The sequence below is a fragment of the Streptomyces sp. NPDC052040 genome, assembly GCF_044548405.1.
In the GTDB taxonomy this organism is placed as follows: Bacteria; Actinomycetota; Actinomycetes; order Streptomycetales; family Streptomycetaceae; genus Streptomyces.
In genome coordinates this window covers 1336538-1353214 of record NZ_JBIUBV010000001.1, presented here as the reverse complement: position 1 = coordinate 1353214, position 16677 = coordinate 1336538, and the positions used below count along the sequence as shown (strand labels likewise).

At 71.8% G+C, this 16677-nt stretch carries 15 protein-coding genes; 5 read left to right on the top strand and 10 right to left on the bottom strand.

Annotation, left to right across the window (positions count from 1 at the left end; translation table 11 throughout):
* The first annotated feature begins 38 nt into the window (after positions 1–38).
* Genes nrdI through thiI form a run of 4 tightly spaced genes read left to right on the top strand, consistent with a single transcriptional unit; the run spans position 39 to position 4963 of the window.
* A complete protein-coding gene (gene nrdI, locus ACIHAA_RS05770; RefSeq protein WP_399813548.1) occupies positions 39–476 on the top strand; it encodes a class Ib ribonucleoside-diphosphate reductase assembly flavoprotein NrdI in 438 nt (145 codons plus the stop codon).
* Positions 473–2641, top strand: a complete 2169-nt coding sequence (gene nrdE, locus ACIHAA_RS05765; protein ID WP_399813745.1) for a class 1b ribonucleoside-diphosphate reductase subunit alpha — start codon at positions 473–475, stop codon at positions 2639–2641. Before nrdI ends, nrdE begins: the two co-directional genes overlap by 4 nt.
* Positions 2642–2655: 14 nt before the next feature.
* Positions 2656–3678 (top strand): class 1b ribonucleoside-diphosphate reductase subunit beta, encoded by a 1023-nt coding sequence (gene nrdF / locus ACIHAA_RS05760; RefSeq protein WP_399813546.1) that lies wholly within the window; start codon positions 2656–2658, stop codon positions 3676–3678.
* A 10-nt stretch (positions 3679–3688) separates the two neighbouring features.
* Positions 3689–4963, top strand: a complete 1275-nt coding sequence (gene thiI / locus ACIHAA_RS05755) for a tRNA uracil 4-sulfurtransferase ThiI (RefSeq protein ID WP_399813544.1) — start codon at positions 3689–3691, stop codon at positions 4961–4963.
* Between the two features lie 3 nt (positions 4964–4966).
* On the opposite strand, the gene ACIHAA_RS05750 is transcribed toward thiI, so the two are convergent.
* Genes ACIHAA_RS05750 through ACIHAA_RS05740 form a run of 3 tightly spaced genes read right to left on the bottom strand, consistent with a single transcriptional unit; the run spans position 4967 to position 8538 of the window.
* On the bottom strand, positions 4967–6103 hold the full coding sequence (locus tag ACIHAA_RS05750; protein ID WP_399813542.1) for a bifunctional 2-methylcitrate synthase/citrate synthase: 1137 nt from the start codon (positions 6101–6103) through the stop codon (positions 4967–4969).
* An 18-nt stretch (positions 6104–6121) separates the two neighbouring features.
* The gene (gene prpB / locus ACIHAA_RS05745) at positions 6122–7030 is read right to left on the bottom strand and encodes a methylisocitrate lyase (protein ID WP_399813540.1); all 909 of its coding nucleotides are present in this window, start codon (positions 7028–7030) and stop codon (positions 6122–6124) included.
* The gene (locus tag ACIHAA_RS05740) at positions 7030–8538 is read right to left on the bottom strand and encodes an MmgE/PrpD family protein (protein WP_399813538.1); all 1509 of its coding nucleotides are present in this window, start codon (positions 8536–8538) and stop codon (positions 7030–7032) included. Before ACIHAA_RS05740 ends, prpB begins: the two co-directional genes overlap by 1 nt.
* A 202-nt stretch (positions 8539–8740) precedes the next feature.
* On the opposite strand from ACIHAA_RS05740, the gene ACIHAA_RS05735 reads away from it, so the two are divergent.
* Complete coding sequence (locus ACIHAA_RS05735) at positions 8741–10180, top strand: short-chain fatty acyl-CoA regulator family protein (protein WP_399813537.1); 1440 nt, start codon at positions 8741–8743, stop codon at positions 10178–10180.
* A 21-nt stretch (positions 10181–10201) separates the two neighbouring features.
* Here the strand turns inward: ACIHAA_RS05735 and ACIHAA_RS05730 are convergent, their stop codons facing one another.
* From ACIHAA_RS05730 to ACIHAA_RS05700, 7 genes are all read right to left on the bottom strand, one after another.
* Positions 10202–10495, bottom strand: coding sequence for a hypothetical protein (locus ACIHAA_RS05730; protein ID WP_399813535.1), 294 nt, complete (start codon positions 10493–10495; stop codon positions 10202–10204).
* 142 nt (positions 10496–10637) lie between these two features.
* Positions 10638–10868, bottom strand: a complete 231-nt coding sequence (locus tag ACIHAA_RS05725) for an alpha/beta fold hydrolase (RefSeq protein ID WP_399813534.1) — start codon at positions 10866–10868, stop codon at positions 10638–10640.
* 283 nt (positions 10869–11151) lie between these two features.
* Positions 11152–11943: an enoyl-CoA hydratase gene (locus tag ACIHAA_RS05720; RefSeq protein WP_399813532.1), complete on the bottom strand. Its 792-nt coding sequence runs from the start codon at positions 11941–11943 to the stop codon at positions 11152–11154.
* On the bottom strand, positions 11940–12836 hold the full coding sequence (gene mmsB / locus ACIHAA_RS05715) for a 3-hydroxyisobutyrate dehydrogenase (RefSeq protein WP_399813530.1): 897 nt from the start codon (positions 12834–12836) through the stop codon (positions 11940–11942). The genes ACIHAA_RS05720 and mmsB overlap by 4 nt, the downstream gene beginning before the upstream one ends.
* Positions 12833–13915 carry an enoyl-CoA hydratase/isomerase family protein gene (locus tag ACIHAA_RS05710; RefSeq protein ID WP_399813529.1) on the bottom strand — a complete coding sequence of 361 codons (1083 nt, stop codon included), beginning with the start codon at positions 13913–13915 and terminating at the stop codon, positions 12833–12835. Before ACIHAA_RS05710 ends, mmsB begins: the two co-directional genes overlap by 4 nt.
* Complete coding sequence (locus ACIHAA_RS05705; protein WP_399813527.1) at positions 13912–15060, bottom strand: acyl-CoA dehydrogenase family protein; 1149 nt, start codon at positions 15058–15060, stop codon at positions 13912–13914. Before ACIHAA_RS05705 ends, ACIHAA_RS05710 begins: the two co-directional genes overlap by 4 nt.
* 7 nt (positions 15061–15067) lie before the next feature.
* Complete coding sequence (locus ACIHAA_RS05700; RefSeq protein WP_399813525.1) at positions 15068–16591, bottom strand: CoA-acylating methylmalonate-semialdehyde dehydrogenase; 1524 nt, start codon at positions 16589–16591, stop codon at positions 15068–15070.
* Between the last annotated feature and the right edge of the window lie 86 nt (positions 16592–16677).

Sequence of the window (16677 nt, the reverse complement as noted above, 5' to 3'; positions counted from 1 at the left end):
GGATGCGACACGGGAACGAGCGAGAGGAGGCGGCACCGTTGAGCAGCCTCGTGTATTTCTCCAGCGTCTCGGAGAACACCAAGCGCTTCGTGGAGAAGCTGGGCCTGCCCGCCACGCGGATCCCCCTGCACGCCCACCGCGAGGGCATGCCCCGGGTCACCGAGCCCTATGTGCTGATCGTGCCGACCTACGGCGGCGGCGAACGCGCGGGCGCGGTCCCCAAACAGGTGATCCGGTTCCTCAACGACCCGGCCAACCGGACCCTGCTGCGCGGAGTGATCGCCTCCGGCAACACCAACTTCGGCGCGGACTACTGCCTGGCCGGGCGCGTCATCTCGGCCAAGTGCCAGGTCCCCGAGCTGTACCGATTCGAACTGCTGGGCACGGACCGCGATGTCCGTGCCGTGAGGGAAGGACTGCGGAAGTTTTGGACACGACACTCGTCAACCAGCCGGCCGGCGAGGCCGGCGGCATGACCGCCCTCCCCACGGCCGTCACGGTGCCCCCGCCCCCGCGTGAGTCGGTCGGGACGCGCAAGGACTACCACGCCCTCAACGCCCTGCTGAACATGTACGACTGCGACGGGCGCATCCAGTTCGACCAGGACCGGGAGGCCGTCCGCCAGTACTTCCTCCAGCACGTCAACCCGAACACGATGGTCTTCCCGACGCTGAAGGAGAAGATCGACTACCTCATTGAGCACGACTACTACGAGGAAGCCCCCCTCCGGCGCTACAGCTGGGAGTTCATCGAGGGCCTCTTCCGGCAGGCGTACGCGCACGAGCACCGCTTCCGCACCTTCCTGGGCGCGTTCAAGTACTACACCTCGTACACCCTGAAGACCTTCGACGGCTCCCGCTATCTGGAGCGCTACGAGGACCGGGTGGCCGCCACCGCGCTCTACCTGGGCGCGGGCGACGAGAGCCTCGCCTCCCATCTGGTGGACGAGATGATGACGGGTCGCTTCCAGCCCGCCACCCCGACCTTCCTCAACGCCGGGAAGGCCCAGCGCGGCGAGCTGGTCTCCTGCTTCCTGCTGCGGGTGGAGGACAACCTGGAGTCCATCGGACGCGGCATCAACTCCGCGCTCCAGCTGTCCAAGCGCGGCGGTGGCGTCGCCCTGCTGCTGACCAACCTGCGCGAACAGGGCGCGCCGATCAAGAAGATCGAGAACCAGTCGTCCGGTGTCGTCCCCGTGATGAAGCTGCTGGAGGACTCCTTCTCCTACGCCAACCAGCTCGGCGCGCGCCAGGGCGCGGGCGCGGTGTATCTGCACGCGCACCACCCCGACATCATGCGGTTCCTGGACACCAAGCGGGAGAACGCGGACGAGAAGATCCGCATCAAGACCCTCTCGCTCGGCGTGGTCGTCCCCGACATCACCTTCGAACTCGCCAAGCGCAACGAGGAGATGCACCTGTTCTCGCCGTACGACGTGGAGCGCGAGTACGGCAGGCCGCTGTCCGACCTCTCCGTCAGCGAGCACTACGACGACCTGGTCGCCAACCCGCGCATCCGCAAGACCACCCTGAGCGCCCGGGAGTTCTTCAAGACGGTCGCCGAGCTCCAGTTCGAGTCCGGGTACCCGTACCTGCTGTTCGAGGACACGGTGAACCGGGCCAACCCGATCGAGGGCTGGATCAACATGTCCAACCTCTGCTCGGAGATCCTCCAGGTCAACACGCCGAGCACCTACGACGCCTCGATCGGCTACGAGACGGTCGGCCGGGACATCTCCTGCAACCTCGGCTCGCTCAACATCGCCGCCGCCATGGCCGCACCGGACTTCGGCACCACCGTCGAGACGGCCGTGCGCGGGCTGACCTCGGTCTCGGACCAGTCGCACATCGACGCCGTACCGTCCGTGGCCCGCGGCAACGACCTCTCCCACGCCATCGGCCTCGGCCAGATGAACCTGCACGGCTACCTCGCCTCGCAGCGCATCCACTACGGCAGCGAGGAGGGCGTGGACTTCACGGACATGTACTTCTACGCCGTCGCCTTCCACGCGCTGCGCGCCTCCCACCGGATCGCGATCGAGCGCGGCACGGCCTTCGACGGCTTCGAGTCCTCCGCGTACGCCGACGGCAGCTACTTCGACAAGTACACCGAGCGGGCGTGGCAGCCGGCCACCGAGCGCGTCCGGGAGCTGTTCGCCGAGGCCGGGGTGCACCTGCCCACACAGGACGACTGGCGGGCGCTGAAGCGTTCCGTCATGGAGCACGGCATCTACAACCAGTACCTCCAGGCGGTGCCGCCCACCGGCTCCATCAGCTACATCAACGACTCCACCGCCTCCATCCACCCGATCGCCGCCAAGGTGGAGATCCGCAAGGAGGGCAAGCTCGGCCGTGTCTACTACCCGGCGCCGCACATGGACAACGACAACCTGGAGTACTTCCAGGACGCGTACGAGATCGGCTATGAGAAGATCATCGACACCTACGCGGCGGCCACCCAGCATGTCGACCAGGGGCTGAGCTGCACCCTCTTCTTCCGCGACAGCGCGACCACCCGTGATCTGAACAAGGCGCAGATCCATGCCTGGCGCAAGGGCATCAAGACCCTCTACTACATCCGGCTGCGCCAGGAGGCGCTGGCCGGGACCGAGATCGAGAACTGCCTCTCCTGCACGCTCTGAGGAACACACCGACGATGACCACCACCCCACCGCCGCTGACCGACATCTCGGTCACGCCCCCCTCCTACCGCCACGACCCCGCCGCCCGGCTGCGCCCGGTCAACTGGAACCGGGTCACCGACGAGAAGGACCTGGAGGTGTGGAACCGGCTCACCGCCAACTTCTGGCTGCCCGAGAAGGTGCCGCTCTCCAACGATGTGAACGCCTGGCGGCAGCGGCTCACCGCCGACGAACGCACCCTGACCATGCGGGTGTTCACCGGTCTGACCATGCTGGACACCGTGCAGGCGACGGTCGGCGAGATCGTGCAGATCCAGGACGCGCGCACCGAGCACGAGGAGGCGGTGTACACCAACATCGCCTTTATGCAGGCCGTGCACGCCCGCAGCTACTCCTCGGTGTTCTCCACGCTCGCCAGTACCCCGGAGATCGACGACGCCTACCGCTGGGCGGTGGGCAACGACGTCCTCCAGCAGCGGTGCAAGACGGTCCTGAAGCACTACTACGGCGACGATCCGCTGAAGCGGAAGGTCGCCTCCACCCTGCTGTCGTCGCTGCTGCTGTACGCGGGCTTCTACCTCCCGCTGCACTTCTCCACCCATGCCCTGCTGACCAACACGGCCGACATGATCCGGCTGATCCTGCGGGACAAGGCGGTCCACGGCTACTACTCCGGCTACAAGTACCAGCGCGGTCTGGAGCAGCGGCCGACGGCCGAGCAGGAGCGGATGCGCGCGTTCACGTACGACCTCCTGGAGGAGCTGTACGAGCTGGAGCTCACCTACTCGGGCGAGCTGTACGAGCCGCTGGGGCTCATGGACGACGTGGCCGTCTTCGTCCGCTACAACGCCAACAAGGCGCTGATGAACCTCGGTTACCCGGCGCGCTTCGGCGCGAAGGAGAGCGAGGTCAACCCGGAGATCCTGGCCGCGCTGTCACCGGGCGCGGACGAGAACCACGACTTCTTCTCCGGCTCCGGCTCCTCCTACGTCATGGGCAAGGCGGAGGACACCGCCGATGACGACTGGGACTTCTGAGAGGCTCATGATGTCCGGCAAACCCACGGTGCCCGCTCCCCGGGCCGCTTCCGCCCCCTACGGTCCCTGTGTGCTGCTCAAGCACGGCGAGGTCTTCCTCAAGGGCCACAACCGTCACCGCTTCGTCGAGCGGCTGCACGACAACCTGCGGGTCGCCCTGCGCGGTGTCGGCGGCTCCACCTGGATCAAGTCCGCCCAGAACGTCACCGTGCTGGGCGGCCAGGTCCCGCAGGAGGCGCTCGTGGAACGGGCGCGCCGGGTGATCGGCTTCAACTCCGTCGAACCGGCGATACGTGTGCCCAGCACGCTGGAGGAGATCAACCGGGCGGCCGTCGAGGCGCTGCGCGCGGTGAGCGCCGACCGGCCCGGGCGCGGCTTCGCGGTGCGGGTGAAGAGACGCGACAAGCAGTTCCCGCTGACCTCCTCCCGGATGGCCGCCCAGGTGGGCGCCCGGGTCCTGGAGGAGGTCACGGGCCTGCATGTCGATCTCACCCGGCCCGATGTACTGCTGACCATAGAGATCGACCGCAAGGAGACCTATCTCTCCTGGACCCGGCACCCCGGCGTCACCGGGCTGCCCGTCGGCTCCAGCGGCCGGGCCCTGGTACTGCTGTCCGGCGGCTATGACTCGCCGGTGGCCGCCCACCGGGCCATGCGGCGCGGTCTGGCCTGCGAGTTCGTGCACTTCAGCGGTGCTCCGTACACCAACCCCTCGTCGGTGTACAAGGCGTATGCCCTGGCCCGGGAGCTGAACCGGTACCAGCCGCCCGGGCGGCTGCATGTCATCGCGCTGGGCAAGGCCCAGAAGCAGCTGGCCGTGGTCGGCGCCGGGCGGCTCCAAGTGGTCGCCCAGCGGCGGCTGATGGTGCGGACCGCCTCGGCGCTGGCGGCCAGGACCGGGGCGCAGGCCCTGGTCACGGGCGACAGCCTGGGGCAGGTGGCGAGCCAGACGCTGGCCAATCTGGTCGCCGTCGACGAGGCCTCGGACCTGCCGATCCTGCGTCCGCTGATCGGCTGGGAGAAGCAGGAGATCATCGACGAGGCCCGGTCGCTCGGTACGGCGGACATCTCGATACTGCCGGACGAGGACTGCTGCCAGCTCCTCGCACCGCCCCGGGCCAGCACCAGGGCCGGGCTGCCGCATCTGCGGGCGGTGGAGAAGCGGCTCGACCTGGACGAGGTGACGGAGGCCCTCCTCGACCACATCCAGGTGATGCTGCCGGGCGAGGAGGACGGGACGGTGCCCGCGGCTCCCGCGTCCTGCACCGCCCCGGCACCGGTCTGAGGGCTAGCGCCCCGTCGGCACTGCCCGCTGGTCCGGTCCCGCGTAGGAGGCGAGGGGCCGGATCAGCGCGTTGTGGTCGAGCTGTTCGGTGATGTGGGCGGTCCAGCCGGTGACCCGGCTCATCACGAACAGGGGTGTGAAGACGGGGGTGTCGAATCCCATCAGGTGGTAGGCGAGCCCGGCCGGGTAGTCCAGGTTGGGGTGGATGCCCTTGCGCTGGAGCATGGCGTGCCGCAGGGCCGCGTGCAGCGTGGCCAGGCGGGTCACCTCGGGGTCGGCGGCGCGGGCCACCAGCCGGTCCAGGGCCTCCTGCATGACCGGCACGCGGGAGTCGCCGTGCTTGTAGACGCGGTGGCCGAAGCCCATGATCTTCCGCTTGGTGGCCAGCGCCTCGTCGAGCCACTCCTCGGCCCGGGCGGGGTCGCCGATCTCGTCCAGCATGTGCATCACGGCCTCGTTGGCGCCGCCGTGCAGGGGGCCCTTGAGGGCGCCGATCGCCGCGGTGACCGCGCTGTAGAGGTCGGAGAGGGTGGAGGTGACCACGCGTGCGGTGAACGTGGAGGCGTTGAAGCTGTGTTCGGCGTACAGCACGAGGGAGATCTCGAAGCAGCGCACGACGTCGGGGTCGGGCACCGTGCCGAAGCACATGTGGAAGAAGTTCTCCGCGTAGCCGAGGTCGGGGTCCGGCGGGATCGGGTCCAGGCCCCGGCGGCGGCGCTGGTCGGCGGCGACCACGGTGGGCAGTTTCGCCAGCAGGGTCAGGGACTTGGCGCGGTTGGCGGCGGCGCTGCCGTCGTCCTCGGTGGGGTCCTCGGCGCCGAAGAAGCTGACGGCGGTGCGCAGCACGTCCATCGGGTGGCAGGACTCGGGCAGCCGGGCCAGCAGCTCGGAGGTGGTGCGGTCCAGCGGGCGCAGGGCGCGTTCGCGGGCCTGGAAGTCGCGGAGCTGGGCCGCGTCCGGGAGTTCGCCGTACCAGAGCAGATACGCGACCTCCTCGAAGGAGCGGCGGGCGGCCAGGTCCTGGACCGGGTAGCCGCGGTAGGTCAGGGAGTTGGTCTCCTGGATGACGGTGGAGATCTCGGTGGTGTCGACGAAGACACCGGCGAGACCGCGGTGGATCTCGGGTGCGGTGGTGGACATGGGTCGGCCTCCGGGGTGTCAGGCGCCGGGCGGGAGGGTGAAGTCGAAGACGGCCGAGTCGAAGGCCGAGTACTCCTCGTAGCCGAGGAGTTCGTACAGGCGGGAGCGGGTCTGCATACGGGGCAGCAGCGACTGCTGGGTGCCCTCGGCGGCGATGGTGCGCAGTCCGTCCTCGACGGCGCCCATGGCGATGCGCAGCAGGGTCACCGGGTAGAGGGCGATGTTGTAGCCGAGGTTCTCCAGGGTGCGGGCGTCCAGCAGGGGCGTCTTGCCGAACTCGGTCAGGTTCGCGAGCAGCGGCACGTCGACGGCCTTGCGGAAGGCCTCGTACTCGGAGAGGTCGGCGAGGGCCTCGGGGAAGATCGCGTCGGCGCCCGCGTCGACATACGCCCTGGCGCGGTCGATCGCCGCGTCGAGCCCTTCCACCGAGCGGGCGTCGGTGCGGGCCATGAGCAGGAAGTCCGGGTCGCGGCGGGCGTCGACGGCACCCCTGATCCGGCGGAGCATCTCCGCGCGGGGTGCGACGGTCTTGCCGTCGAGGTGGCCGCAGCGCTTGGGGTTGACCTGGTCCTCCAGATGCAGCCCGGCCACGCCCGCGTCCTCCAGGAGCTGGACGGTGCGGGCGGCGTTCATGGGCTCGCCGAAGCCGGTGTCGGCGTCGATCAGGACGGGCAGGTCGGTGACCCGGGTGGTCTGCTGGGCGCGGGCGGCGATCTCCACGGAAGTGGTCAGGCCGATGTCGGGCAGCCCCAGGTCGGCGGCGAGGACGGCGCCGGAGAGATAGACGGCGTCGAAGCCGGTGTCCTGGATCAGGCGTGCGGACAGCGGGTTGATGGCGCCGGGGATGCGCAGCAGCCTGCCGGAGGCGAGTTGCTCGCGGAAGGCGCGGCGCCGCTCGGCCGGGGTGGTGCGGGTGTGCAGCAGCATCAGAACAGGCCCTTCGGGAGCCGTGCGTCACAGGCGGCGACGGCCTCGGTGTCGACGGCCGGGAAGAGCCCGTCCAGGTCGGGCGCGCCCAGTTCGGCCAGGTGCTCGGCGGCGGCGAGGAAGCGGTCCTGGTCGCCCGGGGTGACGATGCCCTCGGCGAGGGTGCGGAACTTGCCCGCGTAGGCGGGGCGGTCGAAGGGGCGGGCCCCGGCGGGGTGGGCGTCGGCGACGGCGAGCTCGTCCTCGATCACCGAACCGTCGTCCAGGGTGATCACGGCCCGTCCGCCGAAGGCGCGCCGCTGGGGGTCGGGGTCGTGGTAGCGGCGGGTCCACTCGGGGTCCTCGACCGTGGTGATCTTCCGCCACAGCTCGACGGTCTCCGGACGCGCGGCCCGCTCGGGGGCGTAGGAGCGCTCGTGGTGCCAGGCGCCGTCCTGGAGGGCGACGGCGAGGATGTACGGCACGGAGTGGTCGAGGGTCTCGCGGCTGGCCTCGGGGTCGTACTTCTGCGGATCGTTCGCACCGGAGCCGATGACGTTGTGGGTGTGGTGGCTGGTGTGCAGCACGATCGAGCGCACCCGCTCCAGCGGTCCGGTCTTCTCGCGCAGCCGCCGGGCCAGGTCGATGATCGCCTGCGCCTGGTACTCGGCGGAGTGCTCCTTGGTGTAGGTGTCGAGGATCGCGCGCCGGGGTTCGTCCGCTCCGGGGAGCAGGACGGTGTAGTCGGCGTCCGGGCCGTCGAGCATCCAGGCCAGGAAGCCGTCCTCGCCCTCGTAGACCGGGGAGGGGGAGGTCTCGCCGCGCAGGGCGCGGTCCACGGCCTCGATGGCGGCCTTGCCGGCGAAGGCGGGTGCGTACGCCTTCCAGCTGGAGATCTCGCCCTTGCGGGACTGCCGGGTCGCGGTGGTGGTGTGCACGGCCTGCTGCACCGCCTGGTACACGGTCTCCGTCGGCAGCCGCAGCAGTGCGCCCAGGCCGCAGGCGGTGGCGGCGCTGAGGTGGGCCACGTGGTCGATGCGGTGCTTGTGCAGGCAGATGCCCTTGACCAGGGCGACATGGATCTCGTAGGCGGCGACGATGCCGCGCAGCAGGTCGGCGCCGGTGCGGCCGGTGTGCTGGGCGACGGCGAGCAGCGGCGGGATGTTGTCGCCGGGGTGGGAGTAGTCGGCCGCGAGATAGGTGTCGTGGAAGTCGAGTTCGCGGACGGCGGTGCCGTTCGCCCAGGCGGCCCATTCCGGGGAGACCCGGGTGCGGCTGCCGAAGACCGAGGCGCCGGGGGCGGCCGCGCGGTGGGCGGTGGCCTGGGCGCGGGCCACGGCGACCGGACGGCGCAGCAGGGAGGCGACGGCGACCGAGGCGTTGTCGATCACCCGGTTGACGGCCATGGCCGCGCTCTCGCGGTCCAGTTCCTGGGTGCCGGTGGCCACGGCGGCAAGCTTCCAGGCGAGCTGGTCCTCGCGGGACAGCCGGTCGGCGCTGGGGTGGACTCGGACGCGGTGCTCGATCACGGGACTCCTTGTGGACGTCGTTCGCCTCGGCGGGTCTGCCGGTGATCGAGCCTGCCCCGCGCCGGAGCCCCGGGGCCACCGCTCCAATCTGCGGAATCAGTACCGTCCTCAACTGCGAATCTGCGAAATCTGCGGATGTTATCTTCGCAAGTAGTGCCGCTCGGACGTGGTGCCCGGCGGCCGGGGACGAGGAGGGTGTGCCATGGCCCGGCGAACCGCGGACCGCAAGGTCTACGCCCACGCCAAGCTGCGCCGGCTGCGCCGTGAGCACGGGATGAACCAGGTCGACATGGCACGCGCGCTGGGCATCTCCACCAGTTACGCCAACCAGATCGAGCAGAGCCAGCGCCCGCTGACCGCACCCGTGCTGCTGCGGATCGCCGAGGTGTTCGGCGTCGACGCGGAGTTCTTCTCCGAGGCCGAGGAGGACCGGCTCGCGGCCGATCTGCGGGCCGCGCTCGCCGACGAGGCGTGCGGGGTGCCGCTGCCCGCCGCCGAGGAGATCACCGAGGCCGCCCGCGACCACCCCGAGATGGCCCGCGCCCTGGTCGCCCTGCACCACCGCTACCGCGACGCCGCCGAGCAGGCCGCGGCGCTCGGCGCCCCGGGCACCGGCGGCGCGCTGCCCCCGGCGGAGCCGCACGACGAGGTGCGGGACTTCTTCTACGCCCACCACAACCACTTCGAGCCCCTGGACAGCGAGGCGGAGCGGGCGGCCGGGTCACTGGGGCTGCGGCCGGGCCGCGCCGCCGACCCCCTGGCGGTGCGGCTCGCCGAGCGGCACGGCGTCCGCGTGGTCCCGGCCGCCTCGGGCCGCTCGGCCGACGCCCGGCGCTACGACCCGGAGACCGGGCTGCTGTTCCTCTCGCCCTGGCTGAGCGACGGCCGCCGCGCCTTCCAGCTCGCCACCCAGCTGGCCCTGCTGGAGCACGGCCCGCTGCTGGCCCAGCTCGCCGACAGCGCGACGGAGCTGACCTCGCCGGAGTCGGCGGCGCTCGCCCGCATCGGCCTGGCGAACTACTTCGCGGGCGCCCTGCTGATGCCGTACACCGCCTTCCACACCACCGCCGAGGAGGTGCGCTACGACATCGAGCTGCTCTCCGCGCGCTTCGGGGTGAGCTTCGAGACGGCCTGCCACCGGCTGAGCACCCTTCAGCGCACCGGCCGCCGCGGGGTGCCCTTCTCCTTCCTGCGGGTGGACCGGGCCGGGAACATCTCCAAACGGCAGTCGGCGACCGACTTCCACTTCTCCCGGCTCGGCGGCACCTGCCCGCTGTGGACGGTCTACGAGGCGTTCTCCGCGCCGGGCCGGATCCTGACGCAGGTGGCGGAGATGCCCGACGGGAAGCGCTACTTCTGGGTGGCGCGGACCATCACCCGCGGCGGCTTCGGCCACCACACCCCGCGCGCCGAGTTCGCGGTGGCACTCGGCTGCGAACTGCGCCATGCGCACCGGCTCGTCTATGCCGAGGGGATCGCCCTGGACGACCCCCGCGCCGCCACCCCCATCGGGCTGGGCTGCCGGATCTGCGAACGCCGCGACTGTGCGCAGCGGGCCCGGCCCCCGGCCGGTGGACGGCTCTCCATCGACCCGGACCGGCGCACCTATGTGCCCTACCCGGTGGAGACGCACACCCCCTGACACCACCGGGAGGCGCCGGTGTCAGACCGCCGGGAGGGTCCGCAGGAACACGCGGACGGCGGGCGCGACGGCCCGGGCGAGGTCGGCGGCGCTGTGCAGACGGCCGTCGACCGGCGTGGCGGCCTGCCGGGCGTCCGGCAGGGTGGCCACCGCCGCGGCGAGGGCGCCGGGGTGGCGCGGGTCGCCGCCGGGGAAGACCAGGACCGGCGCGGTGACCGCGGCGAGTTCGGCGACGGTGCGGAAGGAGCGGTCGTGCCCGCTGGCCGCGGCGGCGATGCTCGCGGGGTCGGAGCGCGGAATGGCGTCCCGCACCATCCCGCCCACCAGGGGCGGGAGTTGGGCGAGGGCCGGCGCCCAGGCGGCCGCCGGCCCGGCGGCCGCGACCCGGGCGGCGAAGGCGTCCAGGAAGCGGGTCTCCGCCTCCTTGGCCTCGTCGCCTCGATGTCCTCGACACCGATCAGCACCGCGGCCGGGACCCGGTCCGGGTGCGCGAGCGCCGAGACCCTGGGCCCGCTCCGACGAGTACGGCGCGGGCGATGTCCAGGTGGTCCAGGAGCCGGACCAGGTCGTCGGTGTAGCGGGCCCAGGTGTGGCGGGCCGGGTCCGGGCAGTGCGAGCGGCCGTGGCCGCGCAGGTCCGGCAGGACCACGGTGCCCTGGTCGGCGAGCAGTTGGGCCAGCGGGAGCATGCTCCGGTGGTCGGGCCGCCCGCGTGGAGCAGGAGCAGGGCCGGTCCCGTTCCCGCGGCCGTGGCGTGCAGGACGCAGCCGTCCGCGGCCCGGTAGCGGAAGTCCGTCATACCGGCCGGCCTCCCCGGGGGCGGCCGGGGTGCGGTACCGGCGGGCCCGCCGGTCGATGTCGCGTTCCCGCCAGTGCGGGCGCCCCCGGCTGTCGGCGGATGGCCGGAACCACAGAGTCCGCCCGGCGGGGCCCAGGGGCCCGGCCGGGCGGAGGTGCCGGTGGCCGCAAGGCTCAGCGGTGGCGGAACTCCGGCGGGCGCTTGTCGACGAAGGCGCCCATGCCCTCCTTCTGGTCGGCGGTCGCGAACACCGCGTGGAACAGCCGCCGTTCGAAGCGCACGCCCTCGGCGAGGGTGGTCTCGAAGGCCCGCCCGACCGCCTCCTTCGCCATCATCGCCACCGGCAGCGACATGCCCGCCACGGTCTCGGCGACGGCCAGCGCCTCACCCAGCAGGTCGTCGGCGGGCACCACCCGGGAGACGAGCCCGGCGCGTTCGGCCTCCGCCGCGTCCATGGTGCGGCCGGTCAGGACCAGCTCCATGGCCTTGGCCTTGCCGACCGCGCGGGTCAGCCGCTGGGAGCCGCCGATGCCGGGGATCACACCGAGCTTGATCTCGGGCTGGCCGAAGACGGCGGTGTCGGCGGCGAGCAGGATGTCGCAGAGCATGGCCAGTTCGCAGCCGCCGCCGAGGGCGTATCCGGCGACCGCGGCCACGGTCGGGGTACGCAGCTGCCCCAGCCGGTCCCAGGCCGCGAACCAGTCGGCGAGATACATGTCCATATAGCCCTGCGGCCGCATCTCCTTGATGTCGGCCCCGGCCGCGAACGCCTTCGCCGATCCGGTGATGACGATGCAGCCGCAGTCCGGGTCCCGGTCCAGCGCCTCGGTGGCGGCCACCATCTCGTTCATGACCTGGAGGTTCAGGGCATTGAGGGCTTTCGGCCGGTCCAGGGTGAGCAGGGCGGTGCGGCCCTTGCGTTCGACGAGGATCGTCTCGTACTCGGTGTCCGGGCCCGTGCTCATGCGTGCTCTCCGCTCTGTTCCCTGATGGTGCGTACGATGCCCGAGAAGTCCTCCCCGGCCCCGACGCGCTCGGCGTAGGCGGCGTACAACTCCGCCGCCCTGAGCCCGAGTTCGGCCTGCACTCCGCCCTCGCGCACCGCGTTCGCGGCAAGGCCCAGGTCCTTGGCCATGAGGGAGGCGGCGAAGCCCGGGCGGTAGTCCCGGTTGGCGGGGCTGGTCGGCACCGGGCCCGGGACGGGGCAGTTGACGCTCAGCGCCCAGCACTGCCCGGACGCCGTGGAGGCCACGTCGTAGAGCGCCTGGTGGGACAGGCCGAGGCTCTCCGCGAGGACGAAGGCCTCGCTCACGGCGATCATGGAGATGCCGAGGATCATGTTGTTGCAGATCTTCGCGGCCTGCCCGGCGCCCGCGCCGCCGCAGTGGACGGCCTTCTTGCCCATGACCTCCAGCAGGGGGCGCGCCTCGGCGAACTCCCCCTCTCCCCCGCCCGCCATGAAGGTGAGCGTGGCGGCCTCGGCGCCGACCACACCGCCGGAGACGGGGGCGTCCAGGGCGCGCATTCCGGCGGCGACGGCCCGTTCATGGACGGTACGGGCGTCGGCGACGTCGATGGTGGAGCAGTCGACGAAGAGGGTGCCGGGCCGGGCCGCCGGGAGGATGGACTCGTAGAGGTCCAGGACATGGCGGCCCGCGGGGAGCATGGTGAGCACCACATCGGCGTCCGTCACCGCCTCGACCGCGGACGCGGCGGCCTCGACACCCGACCGTACGGCGCCGTCCAGGGCCTCGGGGACCAGGTCGTGGCCGATCACTCGGTGGCCCGCCTTGACCAGGTTGGCGGCCATCGGGGCGCCCATGTGGCCGAGTCCGATGAATGCGAGGGTTGTGGTCACCTGGCCACCTCCGTGGCGGTTGTGGTGCCGGCGAGCCCCAGTTCGCGGTCGCCGAGCGGGGCGAAGAAGCGTTCCACGTCGGCGTCGGCCACCTCGGCGAGGGTGGCCGGGGACCAGCGCGGGTTGCGGTCCTTGTCGATGATCTGGGCGCGGATGCCCTCCACCAGGTCGGGGCTGGTGAGGGTCGCGCAGGAGACGCGGTACTCCTGGTCGAGCACCAGCTCCAGCGAACCGAGGCGCCGGGCGCGGCGCAGCGCGGCCAGGGTGACCTTGAGGGAGGTGGGCGACTTGGTGAGCAGGGTCTCGGCCGCCTCCTTGGCGTCCGGGGCGCCGTGGGCGAGCAGCCGGTGGACGATCTCCTCGACCGTGTCGGCGGAGTAGCAGGTGTCGATCCACTCCCGTCGGCCGGACAGCCCCGCCTCGGGCGGGGTCTGCGTCCGGGGGGCCAGAGCCTGGCGCACAGGCATGGCGGCGAGGTCGTCGACGAGGTCGCCCAGGGCCGCGGACGGTACGTAGTGGTCGGCGAGCCCGCACAGCAGGGCGTCGCCGGGGCCGAACTGCGCGCCGGTCAGCGCGAGATGGGTGCCCAGTTCGCCGGGGGCGAGGGCGAGCAGCCGGGTGCCGCCGACGTCGGGGACGAATCCGATGCCGGTCTCGGGCATGGCGATCCGGGACCGCTCGGTGACGATCCGGACGCCCCCGTGCGCGGAGATGCCGACGCCGCCGCCCATCACGATGCCGTCCATGACGGCCACATAGGGCTTGGGGTAGCGGGCGATACGGGCGTTGAGGTGGTACTCGTCGCGCCAGAAGGCGGCCGCGGCCGAGCCGTCGCCGTCGCGGGCGTCGTCGTGGACGGCGCGGATGTCGCCGCCCGCGCACAGTCCGCGCTCCCCGGCTCCGGTGATGACGACGGTCTCGACGGCCGGGTCCTGCTCCCACCCGGTCAGCGCCTCGTCGATCAGGCCCACCATCTCGTGGGTGAGCGCGTTGAGGGCCTTCGGCCGGTTGAGGGTGATGTGGGCGGCCCGGCCCGCGGTGTGGAACAGGACGGGGGCGTCCGCCGCGCTGCCGGTCATCCGAAGGCCTCCGTCAGGCCGCGGGCCACGATGACGCGCATGATCTCGTTGGTTCCTTCCAGGATCTGGTGGACCCGCAGGTCACGGACGATCTTCTCGATGCCGTACTCGCTGAGGTAGCCGTAGCCGCCGTGCAGCTGGAGCGCGCGGTCGGCCACCGAGTAGCCGGTGTCGGTGGCGAAGCGCTTGGCCATCGCGCAGAGGTACGGCGCCTGCGGGTCGCCCCGGTCGAGTGCCTGGGCCGCCTGCTGGACCAGGGCGCGGGCGGCGGCCAGTTCGGTGGCCATGTCGGCGAGGCGGAAGCGCAGCGCCTCGGCGTCGAGCAGCCGCCTGCCGAACGCCTCCCGGTCGGCGAGGTGGGCCAGGCTGCGGTCCAGGGCGCTGCGGGCGCCGCCCAGGGAGCAGGCGGCGATGCCGAGGCGGCCGCCGTTCAGCCCGTTCATGGCGATGCGGAAGCCGTCGCCCTCGCGGCCGAGCAGCCGGTCGGCGGGCAGCCGCACCGCGTCCAGGATCACCTGGCGGGTGGGCTGCGCGTTCCAGCCCATCTTGCGTTCGTTGGGGCCGAAGGTGACGCCCGGGTCGTCCTTGTCGACGACGAAGGCGGTGATGCCGTCCGGTCCGGCGCCGCCGGTGCGGGCCATGACGACATACAGCTGGGAGGCGCCCGCGCCGGAGATGAACTGCTTGACGCCGGTGAGCACCCAGTCCTCCCCGTCGCGGACGGCCCGGGTGGTGAGCGCCGCCGCGTCCGATCCGGCGCCCGGCTCGGTCAGGCAGTAGCTGGCGAGGTCGTCCATGGCGCACAGGCGGGGCAGCCAGCGGTCCCGCTGGGCGTCGTCGCCGTAGTGGTCGATCATCCAGGCGACCATGTTGTGGATGGAGAGGTATCCGGCGATGGAGGGGCAGCCGGAGGCGAGAGTCTCGAAGACGAGGACGCCGTCGGAGCGGGTGAGCCCGGAGCCGCCGGACTCCTCGCGGACGTAGACGCCGCCGAGTCCGAGTCCGGCCGCCTTGCGGAGCACGTCCACGGGGAAGTGCTTGTCGCGGTCCCATTCCAGGGCGTGCGGGGCGAGGTGGTCCTGGGCGAAGTCGAGCGTGGTCTCCACGAGGGCCTGCTGGTCCTCGGTGAGCAGGGTGGTGGTCATACGGCACTCAGCCCATCGTGGGGATCGTGAAGCTGGCACCCTCCCGCAGCCCGGCCGGCCAGCGGGAGGTGACGGTCTTGGTACGGGTGTAGAAGCGGATGGCGTCCGGGCCGTGCTGGTTGAGGTCGCCGAAGCCGGAGCGCTTCCAGCCGCCGAAGGTGTGGTAGGCGACCGGCACGGGGATGGGCACGTTGACGCCGACCATGCCGGTGTTCACCCGGCGCGTGAAGTCGCGGGCGGTGTCCCCGTCGCGGGTGAAGATCGAGACCCCGTTGCCGAAGGTGTGCTCGCTGGGGAGGCGGAGGGCCTCCTCGTAGTCGGCGGCGCGGACGACCGAGAGGACCGGGCCGAAGATCTCCTCCTGGTAGATGCGCATGTCGGGGGTGACCCGGTCGAAGAGGGAGGCCCCGGCGAAGAAGCCCTCCTCGTGGCCGGGCAGGACGAAGTCGCGTCCGTCCACCACGAGGTCGGCGCCCTCCTCGACACCGAGGTCGACATAGGAGCGCACCCGGTCCAGCGCGTCCGGTCCGACCAGCGGGCCGAAGTCGGCCTCGGGGTCGTCGCTGCGGCCGATGCGCAGGGTGCCGATGCGTTCCTTGAGCCGGGCGACCAGTGCCTCGGCGGTGGCCTCGCCGACCGGCACGGCGACCGAGATCGCCATGCAGCGCTCCCCGGCCGAGCCGTATCCGGCGCCGATCAGGGCGTCCACGGCCTGGTCGAGGTCGGCGTCCGGCATCACGATCATGTGGTTCTTGGCGCCGCCGAAGCACTGGGCGCGCTTGCCGTGGGCGGCGGCGGTGGCGTAGACGTGGGCGGCGACGGGGGTGGAGCCGACGAAGCCGAGGGCGGCCACCCGCGGGTCCTCCAGCAGGGTGTCGACCGTCTCCCGCGCGCCGTTGACGACATTGAGGACGCCGGGCGGCAGGCCCGCCTCCAGGAAGAGTTCGGCGAGCCGCAGCGGGACCGAGGGGTCGCGCTCGGAGGGCTTGAGGATGAAGGCGTTGCCGCAGGCCAGGGCGGGGGCGGCCTTCCACAGGGGGATCATCGCGGGGAAGTTGAAGGGGGTGATCCCGGCGACCACGCCGAGCGGTGCGCGCAGCGAGTGGACATCGATGCCGGTGCCCGCGTTGTCGGTGAACTCGCCCTTGAGGAGGTGCGGGATACCGGCCGCGAACTCCACGACCTCCAGACCGCGCTGGAGGTCGCCGTGGGCGTCGGCGACGGTCTTGCCGTGCTCGGCGGACAGCAGCCGGGCCAGCGCGTCCTTCTCCTCCTCCACGAGCTGGAGGAAGCGCAGCAGGACCCGGGCGCGGCGCTGCGGGTTCCACTCGCCCCACTCGCGCTGCGCCTCGACGGCGACGGCGATCGCCGCCTCGGTCTCGGCCCGGTCGGCCAGGGGCACATGGGCCTGCACCCGGCCGGTGTTGGGGTCGTACACCTCGCCGTGGGCCCCCGAGGCCCCCGGGGTGTGCTTGCCCCCGATGAAGTGGGTCAACTCGCGTACGGAGGCGGTCTCTTGCGGGCGGTTCATGCGGAGCCTGCTCTCGTCGGGGAATCCGGGGCGGCGCTCGGGCCGGGCGCGGACGGACGGGGGCGCCCTGTTCCACGGCGTGCTCC

What these genes read in the sequence shown, in the direction of transcription:
- nrdE (WP_399813745.1), top strand. Translation starts at nt 473, where the DNA reads ATGACCGCCCTCCCCACGGCCGTCACGGTGCCCCCGCCCCCGCGTGAG.
- nrdF (WP_399813546.1), top strand. Translation starts at nt 2,656, where the DNA reads ATGACCACCACCCCACCGCCGCTGACCGACATCTCGGTCACGCCCCCC.
- thiI (WP_399813544.1), top strand. Translation starts at nt 3,689, where the DNA reads ATGTCCGGCAAACCCACGGTGCCCGCTCCCCGGGCCGCTTCCGCCCCC.
- ACIHAA_RS05750 (WP_399813542.1), bottom strand. Translation starts at nt 6,103, where the DNA reads ATGTCCACCACCGCACCCGAGATCCACCGCGGTCTCGCCGGTGTCTTC.
- prpB (WP_399813540.1), bottom strand. Translation starts at nt 7,030, where the DNA reads ATGCTGCTGCACACCCGCACCACCCCGGCCGAGCGGCGCCGCGCCTTC.
- ACIHAA_RS05735 (WP_399813537.1), top strand. Translation starts at nt 8,741, where the DNA reads ATGGCCCGGCGAACCGCGGACCGCAAGGTCTACGCCCACGCCAAGCTG.
- ACIHAA_RS05730 (WP_399813535.1), bottom strand. Translation starts at nt 10,495, where the DNA reads ATGGTGCGGGACGCCATTCCGCGCTCCGACCCCGCGAGCATCGCCGCC.
- ACIHAA_RS05725 (WP_399813534.1), bottom strand. Translation starts at nt 10,868, where the DNA reads ATGCTCCCGCTGGCCCAACTGCTCGCCGACCAGGGCACCGTGGTCCTG.
- ACIHAA_RS05720 (WP_399813532.1), bottom strand. Translation starts at nt 11,943, where the DNA reads ATGAGCACGGGCCCGGACACCGAGTACGAGACGATCCTCGTCGAACGC.
- ACIHAA_RS05710 (WP_399813529.1), bottom strand. Translation starts at nt 13,915, where the DNA reads ATGACCGGCAGCGCGGCGGACGCCCCCGTCCTGTTCCACACCGCGGGC.
- ACIHAA_RS05705 (WP_399813527.1), bottom strand. Translation starts at nt 15,060, where the DNA reads ATGACCACCACCCTGCTCACCGAGGACCAGCAGGCCCTCGTGGAGACC.
- ACIHAA_RS05700 (WP_399813525.1), bottom strand. Translation starts at nt 16,591, where the DNA reads ATGAACCGCCCGCAAGAGACCGCCTCCGTACGCGAGTTGACCCACTTC.